Here is an 18,402-nt window from a genome sequence, read left to right as displayed (position 1 = left end):
TAATAAAGGCTTTTCAAGGTAAAGCAATAACGTCACCTAAGCCCGAATGATCGTGCTTATCAGAAAACACCTTCGTAATTTCCACTTGGGCGAAATGTCCAGTACAGTGACCTGCTGCGACCCTTTGCAATTTCCACTTTTCTTTAAAATTCGTCACCGTTTGTCTTACTACCTCATCTGATTTATCTACCAAGTGAAGCCCGCCAGCAATAGTGTAGATATTGGGGTTAATTTCGCTCGCCTTAGCCAATATTTTTTCAATCCCTGGATGGGAACAACCGACGATTACAGCTAAGCCTTTTGGCGTCTTGATTGCCATGGAGACTTCAGCAAGTTCTAGTGTCCCTTTGACATCGGATACCGTTCTGATTAAGGAAATATTTGGCGCCACCTCTGATATGTCAGTAATACGTTTGATGTTGGCACTCTTCCATGGTGAATCTACTTCTCCGTTGCCAATTTTTCCATCAAAATACTGTAAATCATCAGGTAATGAGTCAACCTTCCTTTGCAGTGCTTGCGGTGCACTAAAAGGGGTTCCAAAAGAACCCGTTTCAGAAGGAGCGTATATAACGACATTTGGGTTTTTCTCGAGCACATAAGCTAATCCGCTGGTATGATCGCCATGACGGTGTGATAGCACAACAAAATCAAGTTTAGTTAAATCAATTTTTAGCTTATTGATGTTGGCTTTAAATGCCTCATATTGACCGCCTGTATCAAATAGAATTCTCTTACCGCCATATTCCACTAAAGCGGAATATCCCCATCCACGATCAAGATCAGAAGGCTTACCAAAAGCATCATAAATAATAGTCACTTTTCCGCCGGAGAGCTCTTGATCCTTGGCAGCGGCAAGTTGAAAAATGGTTGATAAACTAACAATTGAAATTATTGCTACTAGGCTGAACGATATAAATTTTTTCATGATTTAAAGGGCTTCTTAAGCTTGAATTTACTTAGTAACAATTTAGCACATCTCAATCTGAGCATCAGGATCTCCTAATAAACGCGTCGTGCGTAGAATAATATGCTTATTCTTTATCGAATTGGAGCTTAACTACTTATAACTATTCATAGTCCTTCTTAATGTGTGTTGGCATACCGAAAATTTTTATGGAATCGATTAAGGTAAAGGTTCTTAGGTATTAGTTCATTCCATCAAAAAATTTTTACCGTTTGATTCAATACCTAAACTTGATGAAACAAAATTAGTAAAAAAATAATCGGAGGGCTTTATGCCACGCAAGGATCCTAATCACACCCATCATCAGTTTGAAGCCAATTTTCATGTTGAAGCCGCGAACCATCATGAACAAGCTGCAAAGAGTCATTTGGAGGCTGCACGAATGCGGTTACTGGGCAATCATGAGGCCGCAGCAACGCATGCTCTCACCGCTCACGGACATACTCTTAAGGCTCTTCATCAAAGTGAAGAGGCAATCCATGAGCATGCAAATATTCAGTCTGCTGTTCAACGGCCCTAATAAGGAGAAAGGGATTGTAAAAAATGAACATTAAAAAATTCCCACCCTTAGAAAATATCGCTTCAGCAGTGGATCATATCGATCATTCTGTGAAAACCCAAAGCATCAGTCTTAGTGCCGCTTTGGGTCTTATTTACAGCATTACTGAAACTTTGGGTGTAATTATTGGTGATCCTGATCTACCCAACCATATCCATAGTGGTTATGAGGGACTTGCTGAGATTGCTATGGAATTACAAACTAGAATTGAGAATTTAAAAGATTAATCAGTGTGGACCTTTGATCGTTGGGTCTTAGCAAGGATATTAAAAGTTAAATAAATTAATGGTCGTAGTCATTTGCAAACTGATGGTTGACATCTCTATGGCCGGCTTCATCTTCTCTAACGACAATAATGACATCGCGCAAAGTTGCATCAGCGGGCAGCTTCCAATAGTCGATAGCAATTTTTGGAGCTGGAATATTTGGTATCTTCCCGGAATCCACCTCTTTTAGATATTCGGTATAAGAGTAGACTGCTTCCTCCTCGAAATATCCTACAATTCGGTGCGCTGTACGTGGGAAAAAAACATAAATAATAAAGAAAAAATTCCAAAAAATAGCTTGGGCAAATAGCACTAAAAAACGTTCGAATGCGTTAGGTTTAGCGATCTCAATAAAAGTCATGAGATGCATACGTTCGTTTTCCGCCTCAGCTAATAAAGTACGAATCTTTGGCCCATATCCTGTTTGCATTTTTCGCAGACTCGTTAGATGCGTCCACATACCAGCAACCATCCCTGGAACGCCCGCTACCGTTTCAAGAATAACCGCTCTATGGCCGTATCTTTTTTGAAAAAAAGTATCTGCAAAAAATCGTAAGGTTTTAGTAAATAACCTTGCTATTCTGTCAGAGATATTGACTGGTTGATAATGTTCCATAAAATAAGTATATACTTTTTTAAAAGTAAGGGTGGGCCTACTAGGTGATTTTATTAGTAATAAAATTCATGGCCCAAATATTGATAACAATACTCTGAAGTATTTTAAGCTTAGTGATCTAAGACATCGATAATGACTTTTAGAGCATTGGTTTTTGCTGCATTACCAAATGTTTCATAAGCCTCTTTCACTTTTTCTAGTTTGAAGTGGTGAGTAATTAACTTTTTGGGATTAATTTTTTCTGACTGAACTATCTTTATTAAAACTGGGGTACTTGAAGTATCAACTAACCTAGTCGTTATCGTCACATTCCTATCCCATAGGCGCTCGAGGTGTAAATCTACCTTTAAACCATGTACACCAATATTTGCAATAACTCCTCCAGGGGCAACAATTTCTTCGCAAAGTAAAAAGCTTCCAGGTACTCCTACGGCTTCAATGGCGGTATCAACTCCAAGATTGTTAGTCAGCGCCATTACTTTTTCTACTGCCTTGCCATCAGAACTATTGATGACCTCGGTTGCTCCAAACTGTTTTGCCATTTGGAGTCGGTTGTCATCAAGATCAATCACAATAATTCTGGACGGCGAATAGAACTGGGCCGTCAGTAATGCCGCTAAACCAATCGGTCCTGAACCGACTATAGCAAGCGTAGAGCCAGGCTGTACTTTTCCTTTTAGGACACCGCATTCAAAACCAGTGGGTAAAATGTCACTTAACATTACGAGAGCCTCTTCGTCCATTCCTGTGGGAACATGATAAAGACTGGTGTCAGCATACGGAATACGAACTTGCTCTGCTTGTGTGCCATCGATGGTGTTACCAAGTATCCATCCACCAGTTGTGCAATGGGAATACATCCCTTTACGGCAGTATTCGCACTTTCCACAAGAAGTGATACAAGAAATAATGACATGGTCTCCCTTCTGAAAATTAAGAACGGAAGTGCCCACTTTTTCTATTATTCCAACACCCTCGTGACCTAATATTCGCCCAGATAAGCAAGTGACTACATCACCTTTAATAATGTGTAAATCAGTTCCACAAATAGTGGTTTTTAAAACTCTGACAATGGCGTCAGTCGCAGCCAACATTTCAGGCTTCATATGATCTTCTAGAGCGGTTTTTCCGGGACCTTTGTAAACCAACGCTTTCATCATCATAATTTTTGACATCCCAATTTTAGGGATAAGTCAACCAAATCATTTTATTCGCTTAACTCACGCATTCTTTGAGCATTGGATCGATTTAAGTATTGCCAAATTACTTGATCTTTGAAGTTATCTTTTATATGTAATTCTCGATCAAATTGACTAAACTTTTTTGCGTGATCTGCCAATCCGTTTATTTCATTCATTATTATTCTCCGCTGAAATTCCCGTTAAGTCATCAATCCAACTCAAAGATTTTTGAGTTATATGATCATCTTAAGGAGTCCAAGCGGTTTTAAATGTCCGTTACCAAACATAGTAAATAATTATTTTTAGCAAGATTATTTTAGGATCACTTTTGCGATTACTAAAGGACCTAAGCACATGAAGCTAGGTATTCTAGAAAACCAGTAGAAGTTAAAGTGACAATCTATTTCAGACCCAAAAGGCTAAGTATTTCTCTTGCCTTATTTTCGTCATAAAACCCTTTTACGAAGCCTAGGTTTTTTCCTGATCGATCTATCACTGCAACATAGGCCTCGTTTTTGTTGTATTCAATTCCCATTGATTTAGCAAAAGCTTCCCTATCGGTATAAAGAGTAATCACTCTTTCTCTAACTTTTGGATTTGGAATTCCTCTACGCATGCCTGAGTTAATAATGAAACTACCCAATACATAAGGAGTAGAAATAACGGGAACCTCAATCCATGCAATTTGGCTATTTAGTAAATCCAAACCTTGTGACCATGAATCTAAATCTACCTGCTGCTCTCTTTGAAAAGCAATCAAAACCAAAGTCTTCTCAGCTGGAAGGTCCTGTGGCAGATTAAAGGTTTTCCCATTGAGGTTTTCACCTGATAAAAATGGAAAAGTGCCTTTACTTTCATCGTTTGGTTGAGCTTTTATAAAAAAAGACATCGTTAAGAACAGCGCAACCATCAAATATTTAGTAGTGTGTATTCTTTTCATTTGTATTTCTTAAATTAATTGATTTAAAGTTACTAAATCCTGCATTACAAAATTATCAATTATTGTCAAACAGGGTCAACGTGCGTCATCACATTCAAAACTGGTAGCTCTTTCATCATTTGATTTCTAACTGCCAAATCAATGTTATGCCCCTCCATCACAGAAACCTGGGCGTCTACATCAAGATGCTCATCAACCAAAATCATATCCCCCATCTTACGCTTTTTAAGATCATGAAAGCCTAAAACTCCTTCAGTCGATTGAATAATTTTTTCAACTCTTTGATACTCTTCTTCAAAATCTGCACTATCCATCAAATCACTTAACGCCTCCCAACCAAATTTCCAACCTAATTAATAAAGAAAAATTGATTTTTCTGTTGGGTAGAGCACTACCTGACTCGTTAGAAAATGCTGAGTTTTTTTATTGAAAATAGTACGCCCCACAATGGAAGGGCAGATGATAATGATTCCCTTTTTAAATGCTATAGTTAATTGCAACATCCATTAAATGAATCAAAAAAATTATGAGGAGATTTTTATGCAACTTATGAAATTTTGTATTTTGGCATCTTTATCATTTACATTAAGTCATTCTGCCTTTTCTCAAACCACATCAAAAAGTAAGGTAGATGTTCATGTTAAATCAACTACTGAAAATGTTACTTGGGGTTATTTACCGGTGGGAAGACTTCCTATTGCGAAAGTTAAATCAGGTCAAATTGTCTCTGTAGATACCCTAACCCATCAGGGAATCATTAATGGTATTGACCCAGTTAAGTTTTATGAAAACGGTGGTGTTTCAGAGAAAGAAATACTTCCAGAACTTCTCGAAGTATTTAATAAAGTAAATCATCCTAAAGACTCCGGTGCTCATGTAATGACTGGACCGATTTATGTTGAAGGAGCTGAGCCCGGCGATATGCTTGAAGTTAGAATGATTGATTTTAAATTCCGAGTACCTTATGGTGTCAATAATAGTAATAAGGGCGGCGGTGTAGTTCCAGAACTTCATCAAAAAGCCTATCCTAAAATTATTCGTTTTGACTTAAAACGAAATGTCGCTTTATTTGCTCCCAGCGTAGAAATTCCCATGGTGCCATTTATGGGTACGATGGCCTTATTACCTTCGGATGGATTAAGTAGCACTCGTCCTCCAGGCACTTATGGTGGCAATATGGATATGAATCGCTTAACAAAAGGATCGTCACTTTATTTGCCAGTTGTTTACGAAGGTGGCCTGTTTTATACCGGGGATGCCCACGCAGTCCAGGGTGATGGAGAGGTTAACGGGACAGCAATTGAAACTTCATTAACACCTACTTTTCAGTTTATTATTCATAAAAATAAAGGCTCAGTAATGAAGTGGCCCAGAGCAGAGGATGCTAAAAATTATTACGTCATGGGAATGGATAAAGATTTGAATATTGCATTAAAAGAAGCTGTAAGCGAAACAATTAATTTCTTGAAAGCGGAAAAGGGGATGAGTGCTGAGGATGCTTATGCTTTTTCAAGTATTGCAGTAAATTATATTGTTGGTGAAGCAGTGGATGATGTTTTAATGGTTTATGGAGAAATCCCTAAAAAGAGTTTTTTAGCTAAAACCAAGTTTTGGTCTCAAAAGTAATTATTAGAGAATTACTATTAAATAACTCAACTCAATTATTGATGAGTTGAGTTATTTTTCATTAGTATTAAAGAATTTCGATTGATAAATACTGTCGAGCAGCTTTTTTCTTTTAGTCTATTTTTTTCATTATGCAATCAGTTTCTAAATATTTCTTTGTACCTGATCGTCGAACAGTTTTAATTTGTAGATAACCGTCTTTGATGCAGGTTAACTTAAGAATTTCAGGCTTCGCTTCTTGATGGATGTGGCCACGATATACGCCCAATACATTGGTGGTAAATGTAGCCGTTACTCCTGATGTGCCAAAAGATTTAGCGGTTACAACTACCGAGGCAGACTTGATAATATGCCCTTTTTCATCTTTTACAAACCCAAAATAAGCTGGCCCTTGAACATTAGTGTCATCCGCCATCATTGATTCCATACCACCAGCAAAACACAATAACGGTGACAACAAGCAGAAAACAACACTGATTATTTTTTTCATAGTTATTTAAATTTCAATGGCCTTTTGCTGGTGAGATTATTAAATACAATCCCTTCGTTTTATTAATAAACCCTATTTGTTATTAAAAAATATTGTAGAAGTCCATCAACTAAAGTGAACTAACTGTCTTCAAAATATCTTTTATTTTTATATTTTCTTTTTCTCGATTAACTGATTCTAGCAAATATAAAATTCTGCACTATTCGGGAATTCTCTTTGCTAATTTATACACTTTTTTCTCAACACGACCACTGCATTTTTTCTTTCAAATGCCGTAATCAGCCTATTTTCTTCAATCCACTAGCCACTAAACATCATGCGTTTGAATTCATTTATTACTATTAGGAAAAAAGAGTTGTTTGCCTTCAATCTTATATAGCGAAATGACCTCTTGTCCATCTTTAGAAATTATCCAATCAATAAAGTTCTGTCCTTCTTTTACCTTTACATGTGGGAACTTTGATGGATTAACCAACATAATTCCATATTGATTAAATAGCTGAGGATCACCTTCAATTAAGATTTCTAAATCACCACGGTTTTTTTGTGCCAACCAAGTGCCACGGTCAGACAAGATATATCCATTCATTGCTGATGCTGTATTTAAAGCTGGGCCCATGCCACTGCCAGTATCCTTATACCATGCCATTTCTTTGTTAGGTTCTATACCTAATGTTTTCCAATAACGCAGCTCCGCTGCATGCGTACCACTCTTATCCCCTCTCGAAATAAAAGTTGCTTTAGCATTAGCAATTTTTTGAAGAGCTACTTTAATATCTTTACCACCAGCAATTTTGGCAGGGTCAATCTTGGGTCCAATTAATACAAAATCGTTATACATCACATCATATCTTTTGGTTGCATAACCTTCCTCTAAAAACTTCATTTCGGCTACTTTGTCATGCACAAAAACCACATCCGCATCGCCGCGACGACCAATATCTAGAGCCTGTCCAGTGCCAACGGCAACCACCTTTACATCTACTCCCGATTTACTTTTATAGATTGGTAATAGAAAGCCAAATAAACCAGATTGCTCTGTAGAAGTAGTAGATGAAACAACAATAGATTTCTGAGCAAATGATGGCGTAACGATAGCAACACTGATTGCCAATAAAGCAACTGATAATAAGCTACGCATTTTATGATTCCTTATTTTGTTAGTAATAACAGAAATATTTCTAAATCCCTTCGGGAATTTGACGATTAAGACTCAAGGCTTTATATCCTGGACTAGTGTCTCCATACCAGCCAAAATTACATTTGAGATTACCGAGTGGGTGAATTCTTTAACTAGATATCCATTTTGTTTTAATCGATAGATTGATGATACCTATTCCGATTCGCCCAACTACTCAACTGACTACTTTCAGACAGCAGTTAAGATTTTGAAGTATTCCAAACCAATTTCCATTAAGGTCAAACACCATGACCTTTGATGTAAGTCTCTAAAAACTTAATTTGATTATCTTGGTTTTCAATAATATTTTTCACAAGGTCACCGATAGAAATAACCCCAACCACTTTATTGTTATCTAAAACCGGTAAGTGTCTAATATGCTTGTGGACCATGATAGCCATACACTCATCTAAAGAATTAGAAAGTGTCACTGTTAGTGGTTTAGCCGTCATGATTTTGGAGATGGTTGTTTGTTTTGGGCTAATATGGGGTAACAACACCTTAATCGCACAATCGCCTTGCGAAACAATTCCCACAAGTAATCCGTCATCAATGACCATGATGGCTCTAACTCGATTATCACGCATGAGTATCAATGCATTTTCAACAGAATCAGATGATTTTACAGAGAATATCGTATTGGTTTTTTGAGCAATACATTGTTTTACAGTGGTCATAAAAAGCTCCTAATCAATATCTCAATTATAACTTTAGAATTCGCTTTCTTTTTGATTGAATTAACTGTTGATTCATAAAAATAAAGCATTAATTGCAATTTTTTGGATCTTTGTGCCCCAGTTTGGAATCAAGTAGCGCCAAGGCCGTCAAATCCTCAACTAGAGTGGATCCATCAATTGAGGAGTAGTTGCTATGGTTAATAAATGGTTGCCAGTAGTCTAAGCTATGCCTAGCATCCTTAGGGGGCTTTATAAAAATCCTCCCAAAAAAACGGCCAAAATTAGTTAGAAATCTTTAACTTTTTGAGCTCTGTTCGATTTACTTAACGCGTCAACTTTTACTTTAGTAATAACTGAGTGGCTCAGCCTTGCCCCAAAAGATTTTATAGGAGTAAATGGTGTATCCAATGATGGTTGGCAATACGATTACAGCTCCCCAAAATATTACCCACAAGGATTCCGTGGCGGCAGCTGCTTGCCAGATAGTCATTTTATCTACCACGATATATGGGAACAAACTGTAAGCAATTCCTAAGAAGGCTAGAACAAAAATACCTACACTTAAAGCAAAAGGAAGCCAAACTGGAGCAATCTTTCTTCTTTGCAATTTTAGTAAGTTTAAATCGATGAAGAAGAAGCAAGTTATTGTCAGAATAGGGAAGGGTAATAAGAAAAAGATATTGGGGAATGTAAACCACTTAGCCGCAATCTCTGCGCTAAAAAATGGTGTGGCTACCGAAATAACTCCTACGCCAAGCCCTGTTAATAAAAGGCACTTTCTTGCCCAGCCAACCGCCTTTAATTGCAACTCATCGGAAGTCTTCATAATTAACCAACCAGCTCCCAATAATGCATATCCTGCTGGCAAACATAGGGCTACGAGGAAGGCAAATACCCAGCCTAAAAATCCAGAGTCAAAACCAATTACTTCTCTGCCAACCATAACCCCTTGAGAGGCAGCAGTCACCAAGCTCCCAAAAAAGAATAAAAAATTCCAAACTGATTTTTGTTTTAAGTGCGCCTTCGCTCGAAAGTCAAATGAGACGCCACGCAATATTAAACCGGCTAACATGATGCCTGCTGGCAAATAGAGCTCAGTCAAAATGATTCCGTGAGCCATAGGAAAGGCAATCAAGAGTACGCCGACTCCGAGTACCAACCATGTCTCATTAGCATCCCAAAAAGGGCCAATTGAAGAAATCATGATATCTTTTTCTGATTCACTTGCCTGATTCAACAGGATGCCTACACCCAAGTCATATCCATCTAAAACAACATAGGCAACCATTGCAATTCCCATTGCCACCAAAAAGAAAAGTGGTAACCATCCAGAAGGTTCGTATAAATTAGGAATCATTTTTATGCTCCCGCAATGCTATTAATCAAGCCGGTTTTTTCTATACCAACAAACTGGTCAGTACTGGTTTGTCTTGCCAAATAAAAAACAACCCAAATGTAAGAGGTGATGAGTCCTAAATAAAGTATTAAGTACATTATCAGTGTTCCCAAAACCATATTAGCGGGAACTTTAGTAACTGCATCAGCTGTTTTTAGTACTCCAGTAACAAGGTAAGGTTGTCGTCCTATCTCGGTCACATACCAACCAGCGATGACTCCTAGCCAACCAGAAAAAGTCATCACATTTAGAGTTTTTAAAAACCATTTCGGTAGCTCTTTGCTTTTTCTTGTGAGATAAAAACCTACGCCCGCAGTGATGAGCATCAATATCCCTATACCCACCATAATGCGAAAAGCAAAAAATACAGGCTTTACAGGTGGTTTTGTATCTGGGAAAGCGTCCAAACCCTTTACCTCTCCATCCCATGAATGGGTCAAATACAAGGAGGCCAACTTTGGAATAGCAATTTCATATTGATTGGCTTTAAGACTTTCGTTGGGTAGCGCAAATAAAACAGCTGGGGCACCTTTTGTTGTCTCCCAAATTCCTTCCATTGCTGCGACTTTTACTGGCTGATACTCCAAGGTATTTAGGCCATGTAAATCACCAAGCACAATTTGTAATGGTGCTAAGACGATTGCAACAGCCATTGTTAACTTTATCAGTGTTTGGTTACCGGTAAGGTTAATACCTCTCAAATAGCGATATGCTGAGATACCTGCAATTAAAAAAGTGACCGTCAAAAATGATGCTGTCATCATATGCAGGAGTCGATATGGCATGGAGGGATTAAAGACAATCTCAAACCAATTGGTTGCATGTGCTTGCCCGTTAATCATTTCAAACCCCTGTGGTGTTTGCATCCAAGAGTCCAAAGCAATGATCCAAAATGCAGACAATGAGGTACCAAAAGCAACTAGAAAAGTAGCAACAGTGTGAACTTTTTGGGATACGCGCTTAGCACCAAATAACATAATTCCTAAAAAAGTTGCCTCAAGGAAGAATGCTGATAAAACCTCATATCCTAGCAATGGTCCTGCGATATTCCCAACCGTCTCCATATATCCAGGCCAATTGGTACCAAACTGGAAACTCATCGTAATACCGCTCACTACACCAAGGGCAAAGGTTAAAGCAAATATCTTGACCCAGAATTGATAGGCCTCATTCCATATTGAGTTGCCAGTTTTATTGTATTTAATTTTGAAATAGTAAAGTACCCATCCTAAAGCAATGGATATCGTTGGAAAAAGAATATGAAAAGTCATATTCGTGGCAAATTGAATTCTGCTCAGAATAAGCGTATCCACCATAGATGTCGTCCTTATTTAATGATCTCAATTATTCGCTTACTCAAATGCACTTATAGAATCTGCAATATTCTTGGAAGATGGTTCACCAAACCTCATCTGCCCAACGCCGAACTATCAATGTTTGACTCTATTTCTAAAAATAAGGTGCGTCTGTCTGATAACAAACATAAGAACAAATGAAAATAGCCTGACGAGTGAGCTTTTATTTTTTACCTAAGTTGGAATCGAAACACCGACACAAGGTGTTGAGGACACGATCAAGAGGGCTCTATTAATCAGCCCTTGATTCATCAAAAAGTCATAACCTTGGCTTACTATATAAAATTATCGTGATTTTGCCCATGATTAATATACAAAGCTCCTTTGCTGCCGTACTCTTCTTTTCAATGATGATTTGTCAGTACACCTATGCTGCTACAGAAATAAGTGGTGCTGGAGCAACCTTTCCTTTGCCTATTTTGAAGCAATGGATTTCTGGATATGAAGAGAATCATTCTGTCAAAGTTAGCTATTTAGGACTAGGATCCGCAGAGGGCATCAAACGCGTTACGGCAAGGACTGTAGACTTTGCCGTAACGGACATTGGACTAACTAAGTCAGAACTATCTCAGGATGACTTACTCCAGTTTCCTTTAGTTGCCGGTGGTATTACTCCCGTTATCAACCTGCCAAATGTTCGAGCGGGTGAATTCAAGTTAACTGGAAAGGTGTTGGCAGATATTTATTTAGGCAAAATCACTTTTTGGGATGACTCTCGTATTCAAAGTCTTAATCCCTCTCTTTTGCTGACACATTTACCGATTCATGTCATACATCGCAAAGATGGTTCTGGAACCACCTTCACATTTTCAGGCTATTTATCTAAAGTTAGTGATGACTGGCAAAAATCTCTAGGGATGGGCTCTTATTTACGTTGGCCAGTTGGAGAGGGGCAAATTGGGAATGAGGGCATCGCCAAAAAAGTATTTGAATTAGAAGGGGCCATCGGCTATGTTGAATATCTTTATGCGGAGCGATTCAAACTCACCACTGTCAGCCTTCAAAATAAAGATGGTGATTTTGTCATCCCGAACATTGATTCTTTTAGACGAGCATTTAATCAAGCATCATGGAAGCGGCCTAGCTACTATGAATCCCTAACTAATTTACCGGGCTCCAATAGCTGGCCAATTGTAGCCATTTCATATGTGCTTATTCATCGCACGAATAACGATCGTTTAGAGATCATAAAAACTTTAGATTTTTTTGATTGGATTTTTTCAAGTAGCAAGAGTATTGATGGTGGCTATATCAGTATTTCAGATCCGACTTTACTAAGGAGAATCAAGAGCTCATGGAAAGTACTTACAGATTCCAAAGGTAATCCGGTGCTCAAATGACCAAGAAAAAATCTCTGCGCCTAATAACATTAAGTCTATTCACCTGCTTAACCATTTTTAGTCAAATTGTTTGGTCCGGCGGAACACCAACAACCTTTCGTGTCTCTAAGGATTTTAAGAGTCTCATTATTCAAGGTGAGCGACCTGAAATTGTTGCCTGCATGACGGCTACCTCCCGCTATGTTAAAAAATCTTTAGATTATAAAGAGTTACGTTGGTTAGATAGCACTTCACTCAGCGCTATCTTTAATGAGAATGAAAATAATGGACAACTCACAAGAGTGATCTCATTACAAGCCCTTGCTCTACTTAATACCTCTAATGTTTTTGATTCATGGATTCCTATCGTCATTCGTTGTAAGCAAGTAGATGAAGGCTATCCCGAAGTCAACTTGAATGTTGTAGGTAGTTCAAAGTGGTGAGCAAATTCGCTTGCCTTTTCCTTTTTTTGTCAATTGGCGTCATATCTTTGCAGCCTCAAATAGTATCAGCACAATCGTCCATTAACGATGAGTCTTCAGTTGATGATGAAATTTCCATTGAAAGTGATACCGAGCAATGGAGCTTTCACGGACAAGCGACTTATATCGCACAACAAAAAAATAACTTTCGTTCATCTTATTATGGGCAAAACAGTTTATTGAATAAATCTGAGGGTGATGGTTTAAAAAGTTACTCTTTAAGTGCTACGGCATTTGTGGGAACAAGACTTTGGGAAGGTGCTGAGGTTTATTGGAATGGGGAGATGTTTGAAGGCACTCCCTTTAGTGGGCAACTTACTGGTTTAGGTGGTTTTTATAATGGTGAATTACAAAAAGGTGCATTTGCTCCTCCAATTTACTATACCGCTCGAGCTTTCATTCGTCAGACTATTGGATTGGGTGGTGGCAAAGAAAGTGTTGAGAGTGACGCGAATCAATTAGCTGGAAATATTGACAAAAATCGACTTGTTTTTACTTATGGAAAATTTTCAACCTTGGATATTTTTGATGACAATATTTATAGTCATGATCCAAGAACTCAGTTTCAAAACTTTGCGATTTTCTCAATGGGTGCTTATGGTTATGCTGCTGACACTAAAGGATACACCTATGGTGCGGTAGTTGAGTGGTATCACAATGACTATATTTTAAAATTTGCTCGACTGGCATTGCCAACTGTGCCGAATACCGCTGAGCTTGATTACTCTCTGACTGAAAACTATGGTGATCAAATTGAGTTAACTCGTTCCCATTTGCTTTGGGGTCAACCTGGGGCAATAAGAGGTCTTTTTTATCAACAAAAGGCCTTTATGGCTGGCTATCAAAACGCGATAATACTTGGACAACAAACAAACTCTACTCCTGATATCACGAATGTTCGTCAATCCGCCACCAAATCATGGGGGGTTGGCTTAAATGTTGAACAAGCGATTAATGATGATATTGGTGTCTTTGGTCGGTTTAGTTGGAACCCCGGCACGACTGAAACCCAGACTTTGGATATTAGTCAATCAATCTCTGGTGGAGTAAGCATTAAAGGCTCATATTGGTCTAGGCCTAATGACACACTTGGTATTGGCTTTGCTGTGAATGGAATTTCTTCGTCACAGATTGAATATCTTCAACAAGGAGGTTTGACTGCTTTTATTGGTGATGGGGCATTAAGTTATGGTTCGGAACAAATTTTTGAGACCTATTACAATGCCAAAATTTACAAGGATTTATATGTAACCCTTGATTACCAACGTATTTCAAATCCTGCATATAACTCGGCGCGAGGTCCAGTCAATATCTTTGGCATTAGGGCACATTTTGAACTGTAATGTCTTTTAAAATTTTCGCGTTAAAAACTAAAATAAGTAATACCTTGAAATAACATCAGGCGTGGAACTGTGATAAGTTCAAATTGTCCGTGCTATTCATCCTCGCCCAGAACAGCGAGGTTTTCCGCACGATTAGATAAGATAGCCAACGCCAGCCCTGTAGTAAATCAAAATAAACGGCTAAAGGTATTCCAAACAAACCCATAAACGCCCAACCAATTACGGCGCCCCAAAGCGAAGCAGTAATGTTTTGCTCACTCATTTACTAATCTTACTAATTATCCATTGATGTAAAAAATCAGCAATTTCTAAATTATTTTTTTCAATCATCACCATATGTCCGTTGCCCCGAATACCTTTATCTGGCAACCTTATGAAATCAACTGTCGCACCTGCTTGTTTTAAATATGCCGCAGTGCAATGATCGTAAGGAGCATGGTATGAACTCTCTGAAACCGTTACCAAAATTGGAAATTGTCGGAAGTTCACTAACTGCCGTGGCGGTTCAGCTTGTAAAGTACAGGCAATCAAGTCCTGACCATCTGGTGACGCTTGTACTTGTGTTTTGATTTGCTCAGGTGCTGTTACTAATGGATCATAGGTAAGAGCAATATCAGCAACTCCCCAAGTACGCGCCTTGGGCATGCCGGGTGCATTATTATGAAAAGGCGGTCCTGATGGCTCGATGGACACAATACCTTTGACCTTTTGCGGTCTAGCCTCAGCAATGACCCAGCCCAATGGGCCAGACTGCGAATGCGTTAACAAAATGGCTGGGCCGATTTTATCTAGCAATGCAGCGCCTGCAGCTTGATTCAAGGTCTGCGTTTCAACATCACTCAGCAATGACTCAACCTGTGTGGCATAAAATGCATCGAAGGTTGCATCTCCTCGCTTACCCGAGCCGGGCCACTGCGTGTGAAGTTTAGCTTGTGGCCAATTTCCCAGAGTAGCTGATGCGGTAAACAGTTGCTCAATTTGCGGCGCGGTGTACATGCGCAATTTGCCATTCACATCAGGATGCCACGCCGAGCGGCCCCGCGCTGGTTGGTCTACCATGTAGACCACATAGCCCAAGTCTAAAAAATGCTCAGCCCACCCCTTTCGACCATCGGGTGTCATCATCCAGTTGGTAGCAGTTTGAGCTGCGCCGTGAATCAATACTAATGGGTATGGTTGCTTGACTTGCTGGGGCTGCAGTTTTTCGACATACATTTGTCCTTGCATGATCTGTTTATCGGGACTGCCGACATAGCTGCCACCGACATAAAAGAAACTTCTGCCCCGAACTGGTTGATCAGGCAAACTGGTACAGGACGATAAGAGGAGAATCAGTGAATAGATCCATAAACGATTCATTTTTTTTAATTGCATATCTCGCCCTATGAAAGATTTTTCCACTGATTTTTTGGAACAAATCGGTTATTTACAATGCTTGAGTATATGCAACTCTTCAATTCAATTCAATCCGTAATTACCTTGGCAATAAACTCTAAATATCAGCAGTGTGGAAGCAAACAGTCTACTTCCAGAAAGGCATCTCGATGAATCGAAAGAAGAAAACCCTTAACTTCCCTTTAGTTATTGCTATTTTTGACTAGGTAAGCAACTCTAATCCAATGTAAACATACCTTTTCATACTTTAATAGTAAGCAGGAAATAGAAACCGTTAGTAGGTGGGTTTGGTGGTTCTTAGCAACCTTAAGGCGGAATTAAACTAAGATTCAAGATACCGCCCCCTAAATTTACTTTATTTTGTTGCTTCTATAGACTAGTAACTTATTACAATTAAAACGATGAACATTACCTATTCCACTACAGCCAAAATCTCTACTGATCAAGCTATAGATCTATACATTAGATCGACGCTTGGGGAAAGGCGCCCGATTCATAATCGGCAAGTAGTTGATGATATGTACAAGCATGCCAATCTGATTGTTTCAGCATGGGACGTAGATAAGTTAGTTGGTATTTCGAGAGTATTGACAGACTTTTCATATGTTGCTTATCTATCTGACTTAGCTGTAGATATTCAATACCAAAAGCGAGGCATTGGAAAGCGATTAATTGAGGAGACTAAATCATGCCTCGGACCAGAATGTGGGTTGGTTTTATTAGCCGCCCCAAAGGCAAGCGAATACTATAGACCCCTTGGTTTTGATCAGCACCCAAGCGCCTGGACTCTTAAGAAGACCGTGAAATAAAATTGCCCAACAAGTGGGCTATCGTAACTTTTTATGGCTCGAGGGGGAATCAAACGATTTCTTCAAGAGGTTAACCTGTTGAAACTACTAAGGGTAATATCTAATGTTGAAAAATTCCTAAGATGGTTTAATTGGAGAATGAACAAAAATACACAATTAGTTTCTTTATCCTACATCAGCAATACGGCGGTAGAAATTTCTTTACTTGGGAACCTGAGATTATTAGCCCACTCCTTTCTTAATAATCAAAAATACAATATTACTGGTTTATTGATCTATAAAAATAAGCAATTTGCTCAAGTTATTGAAGGTGATGAAGACGCCATCGAACGTATCTGGAGCAAGATTCAACGGGATACCAGACATACAGATATTCAACTCTTATCTAAAGAACCGATTATTCACCGAAGTTTTACCAAGTGGTCTATGTTATTTCCTGAATCAGAGAAGGCGGTCGAATATTTTCCAGAAATGGTCGAAGCCGTTAGAGATTTAGAAATCCCGGCCAACCATCCACTTTTTAAGATGCTGGCTAACTAAAGCTTTCTTTATTCTTTTAAAAAACACTCCTTCCATTCAGATAATACTTAAGAAAATCTGTTGTCAATTTGTCAATAACTTTTTTTTTACCCTTGAAAAAGATATTTCTTAAGCCTGTTGAAGCGTATTTAACCCTCAGGACATTACTCACTCTCTCAAGAAACAAATATCCTAGATAGCATATAACTGTCGTGACATCCAGTCTGCTGTTTGATCGCGATATTTATACCAAAGATTATTCACCACATGATTACCGCCCGGAATGATCGATAGTTTGCATGGTCCTGAAACTTCTTCCGCCAATAACTTTGCTTGCTCTACAGGGGTTAAGCGATCCTTATCCCCCGCAACAATATAAATTGGACATGTAATATTTTTAGCAATCCCTTTTAAAGACATTCGTAATGCTACTTTTCCCGCCTCTTCAAGATTGGCACTTTTCGTTCGAACCCGAAATGCCTCAACATTGATTACCGGTCTTCCCTCAAAATTTGCCGAGCGTTGATATGCGCCCGATAGAGCTACGCAGGCTTTAATTCTTTTTTCAAAACAAGCTGCTCTTGGAGCTAAATGACCACCCAAAGAAACTCCCCAAATCCCTATACTGTTTAAATTAATGTCTGACCGAGTTTCTAAATAATCACATACAGCCCCTACCGGCTCTTCAAACTCAGGACAAAGTGGAAAATCATACTCACCCTCTCCCTGACCTGGTCCATCAAAAGCTAGGGTTGCTAAACCACGAACTAAGAAACGATTTTCATAATCGTCCATTTCTTCTTTTGCTGAGTCTAGCCCCATGCACATCACTACAATCGGTGGATTTGAGACACCTACTGGTTTTCTTAAATTGCCATATAAAAATTTACCTTGGTATGGAATAGCGACTCTTTCCCCAGGTGGCTTTAAATGCGGTAGGGCTAAATTACGACACTCTACAGCTTTCATATTTGCCTGGCGCATTTGCTCCAAATCGTTCACAAATAAAAATTTTCCAAAGTGATAACATACGGCCGCACGTGTCCAATGTTGGCTCGCTGAATATTCATAGCCATCATTAAATGCTTCATGCCCTAAACCTTCATGGATAGCGGCTCTTTGTGACCAAGCTTGACACCAATTATCCCAATGTTGCAAGCTTGCAGTAACTTCTAAAAAGTCTGTCATCGGTACCCCATTGGCAACAAAGCGTGGCGCCCAGTGGGAAATAGCAGATTCAATACGGGGGTCTTTAGTCTGTTCGTTGGTAGTTTGTGTCATA

21 protein-coding genes are annotated in these 18,402 nt (G+C 38.9%); 8 read left to right on the top strand and 13 right to left on the bottom strand.

Annotation, left to right across the window (positions count from 1 at the left end; all coding sequences use genetic code 11):
* Window positions 1–13: 13 nt before the first annotated feature.
* Complete coding sequence (locus AOC35_RS13110) at window positions 14–928, bottom strand: MBL fold metallo-hydrolase (RefSeq protein ID WP_108647703.1); 915 nt, start codon at window positions 926–928, stop codon at window positions 14–16.
* A 310-nt stretch (window positions 929–1,238) separates the two neighbouring features.
* Here AOC35_RS13110 and AOC35_RS13105 point away from each other — a divergent pair, with 310 nt between their 5' ends.
* Both AOC35_RS13105 and AOC35_RS13100 read left to right on the top strand, forming a co-directional pair.
* The gene (locus AOC35_RS13105; RefSeq protein ID WP_211307519.1) at window positions 1,239–1,487 is read left to right on the top strand and encodes a hypothetical protein; all 249 of its coding nucleotides are present in this window, start codon (window positions 1,239–1,241) and stop codon (window positions 1,485–1,487) included.
* 23 nt (window positions 1,488–1,510) lie between these two features.
* Window positions 1,511–1,753: a hypothetical protein gene (locus tag AOC35_RS13100; protein WP_108647701.1), complete on the top strand. Its 243-nt coding sequence runs from the start codon at window positions 1,511–1,513 to the stop codon at window positions 1,751–1,753.
* 55 nt (window positions 1,754–1,808) lie between these two features.
* On the opposite strand, the gene AOC35_RS13095 is transcribed toward AOC35_RS13100, so the two are convergent.
* The 5 genes from AOC35_RS13095 to AOC35_RS13080 form a co-directional block, all read right to left on the bottom strand.
* Window positions 1,809–2,408 carry an alternative oxidase gene (locus AOC35_RS13095; protein WP_108647699.1) on the bottom strand — a complete coding sequence of 200 codons (600 nt, stop codon included), beginning with the start codon at window positions 2,406–2,408 and terminating at the stop codon, window positions 1,809–1,811.
* A 110-nt stretch (window positions 2,409–2,518) separates the two neighbouring features.
* Window positions 2,519–3,565 (bottom strand): zinc-dependent alcohol dehydrogenase family protein, encoded by a 1,047-nt coding sequence (locus AOC35_RS13090; protein ID WP_108648840.1) that lies wholly within the window; start codon window positions 3,563–3,565, stop codon window positions 2,519–2,521.
* Between the two features lie 50 nt (window positions 3,566–3,615).
* A complete protein-coding gene (locus AOC35_RS15575) occupies window positions 3,616–3,765 on the bottom strand; it encodes a hypothetical protein (protein ID WP_159077591.1) in 150 nt (49 codons plus the stop codon).
* Between the two features lie 224 nt (window positions 3,766–3,989).
* Window positions 3,990–4,529: a hypothetical protein gene (locus AOC35_RS13085; protein ID WP_159077590.1), complete on the bottom strand. Its 540-nt coding sequence runs from the start codon at window positions 4,527–4,529 to the stop codon at window positions 3,990–3,992.
* Window positions 4,530–4,594: 65 nt separating this feature from the next.
* Window positions 4,595–4,843, bottom strand: coding sequence for a cation transporter dimerization domain-containing protein (locus AOC35_RS13080; protein ID WP_108647695.1), 249 nt, complete (start codon window positions 4,841–4,843; stop codon window positions 4,595–4,597).
* A 226-nt stretch (window positions 4,844–5,069) separates the two neighbouring features.
* On the opposite strand from AOC35_RS13080, the gene AOC35_RS13075 reads away from it, so the two are divergent.
* Window positions 5,070–6,155 (top strand): acetamidase/formamidase family protein, encoded by a 1,086-nt coding sequence (locus AOC35_RS13075; protein WP_159077589.1) that lies wholly within the window; start codon window positions 5,070–5,072, stop codon window positions 6,153–6,155.
* 112 nt (window positions 6,156–6,267) lie between these two features.
* Here AOC35_RS13075 and AOC35_RS13070 read toward each other — a convergent pair whose 3' ends face one another.
* The 5 genes from AOC35_RS13070 to AOC35_RS13050 all read right to left on the bottom strand — a co-directional run bounded on the left by AOC35_RS13070 (window position 6,268) and on the right by AOC35_RS13050 (window position 11,214).
* Window positions 6,268–6,645 carry a peptidase associated/transthyretin-like domain-containing protein gene (locus AOC35_RS13070; protein WP_108647690.1) on the bottom strand — a complete coding sequence of 126 codons (378 nt, stop codon included), beginning with the start codon at window positions 6,643–6,645 and terminating at the stop codon, window positions 6,268–6,270.
* A gap of 328 nt (window positions 6,646–6,973) precedes the next feature.
* Window positions 6,974–7,786 carry an ABC transporter substrate-binding protein gene (locus tag AOC35_RS13065; protein ID WP_108647688.1) on the bottom strand — a complete coding sequence of 271 codons (813 nt, stop codon included), beginning with the start codon at window positions 7,784–7,786 and terminating at the stop codon, window positions 6,974–6,976.
* Between the two features lie 278 nt (window positions 7,787–8,064).
* Window positions 8,065–8,502, bottom strand: coding sequence for a CBS domain-containing protein (locus AOC35_RS13060; RefSeq protein ID WP_108647686.1), 438 nt, complete (start codon window positions 8,500–8,502; stop codon window positions 8,065–8,067).
* A gap of 343 nt (window positions 8,503–8,845) precedes the next feature.
* Entirely contained in the window at window positions 8,846–9,859 is a 1,014-nt protein-coding gene (locus AOC35_RS13055; protein WP_108647684.1) for a cytochrome d ubiquinol oxidase subunit II, read from the bottom strand.
* A 2-nt stretch (window positions 9,860–9,861) separates the two neighbouring features.
* Window positions 9,862–11,214, bottom strand: coding sequence for a cytochrome ubiquinol oxidase subunit I (locus AOC35_RS13050; protein WP_108647682.1), 1,353 nt, complete (start codon window positions 11,212–11,214; stop codon window positions 9,862–9,864).
* Between the two features lie 341 nt (window positions 11,215–11,555).
* On the opposite strand from AOC35_RS13050, the gene pstS reads away from it, so the two are divergent.
* From pstS to AOC35_RS13035, 3 genes are read left to right on the top strand one after another with little or no spacing between them, the layout of a single operon-like run.
* On the top strand, window positions 11,556–12,593 hold the full coding sequence (pstS, locus tag AOC35_RS13045; RefSeq protein ID WP_159077588.1) for a phosphate ABC transporter substrate-binding protein PstS: 1,038 nt from the start codon (window positions 11,556–11,558) through the stop codon (window positions 12,591–12,593).
* Window positions 12,590–13,015: a hypothetical protein gene (locus AOC35_RS13040; protein WP_108647677.1), complete on the top strand. Its 426-nt coding sequence runs from the start codon at window positions 12,590–12,592 to the stop codon at window positions 13,013–13,015. Before pstS ends, AOC35_RS13040 begins: the two co-directional genes overlap by 4 nt.
* A gap of 47 nt (window positions 13,016–13,062) precedes the next feature.
* Window positions 13,063–14,397: a carbohydrate porin gene (locus AOC35_RS13035; RefSeq protein ID WP_108647674.1), complete on the top strand. Its 1,335-nt coding sequence runs from the start codon at window positions 13,063–13,065 to the stop codon at window positions 14,395–14,397.
* A gap of 258 nt (window positions 14,398–14,655) precedes the next feature.
* On the opposite strand, the gene AOC35_RS13025 is transcribed toward AOC35_RS13035, so the two are convergent.
* Window positions 14,656–15,771 carry an alpha/beta hydrolase gene (locus AOC35_RS13025; RefSeq protein WP_245898516.1) on the bottom strand — a complete coding sequence of 372 codons (1,116 nt, stop codon included), beginning with the start codon at window positions 15,769–15,771 and terminating at the stop codon, window positions 14,656–14,658.
* Between the two features lie 422 nt (window positions 15,772–16,193).
* On the opposite strand from AOC35_RS13025, the gene AOC35_RS13020 reads away from it, so the two are divergent.
* Both AOC35_RS13020 and AOC35_RS13015 read left to right on the top strand, forming a co-directional pair.
* Entirely contained in the window at window positions 16,194–16,601 is a 408-nt protein-coding gene (locus AOC35_RS13020) for a GNAT family N-acetyltransferase (RefSeq protein WP_108647669.1), read from the top strand.
* 138 nt (window positions 16,602–16,739) lie between these two features.
* The gene (locus AOC35_RS13015) at window positions 16,740–17,141 is read left to right on the top strand and encodes a BLUF domain-containing protein (RefSeq protein ID WP_159077587.1); all 402 of its coding nucleotides are present in this window, start codon (window positions 16,740–16,742) and stop codon (window positions 17,139–17,141) included.
* A gap of 171 nt (window positions 17,142–17,312) precedes the next feature.
* On the opposite strand, the gene AOC35_RS13010 is transcribed toward AOC35_RS13015, so the two are convergent.
* Window positions 17,313–18,401 carry an alpha/beta hydrolase gene (locus tag AOC35_RS13010; RefSeq protein ID WP_108647665.1) on the bottom strand — a complete coding sequence of 363 codons (1,089 nt, stop codon included), beginning with the start codon at window positions 18,399–18,401 and terminating at the stop codon, window positions 17,313–17,315.
* Window position 18,402: the final 1 nt, after the last annotated feature.

It is taken from the genome of Polynucleobacter rarus (assembly GCF_003072505.1).
GTDB lineage: Bacteria > Pseudomonadota > Gammaproteobacteria > Burkholderiales > Burkholderiaceae > Polynucleobacter > Polynucleobacter rarus.
This window is presented reverse-complemented; position numbering and strand designations above follow the sequence as displayed.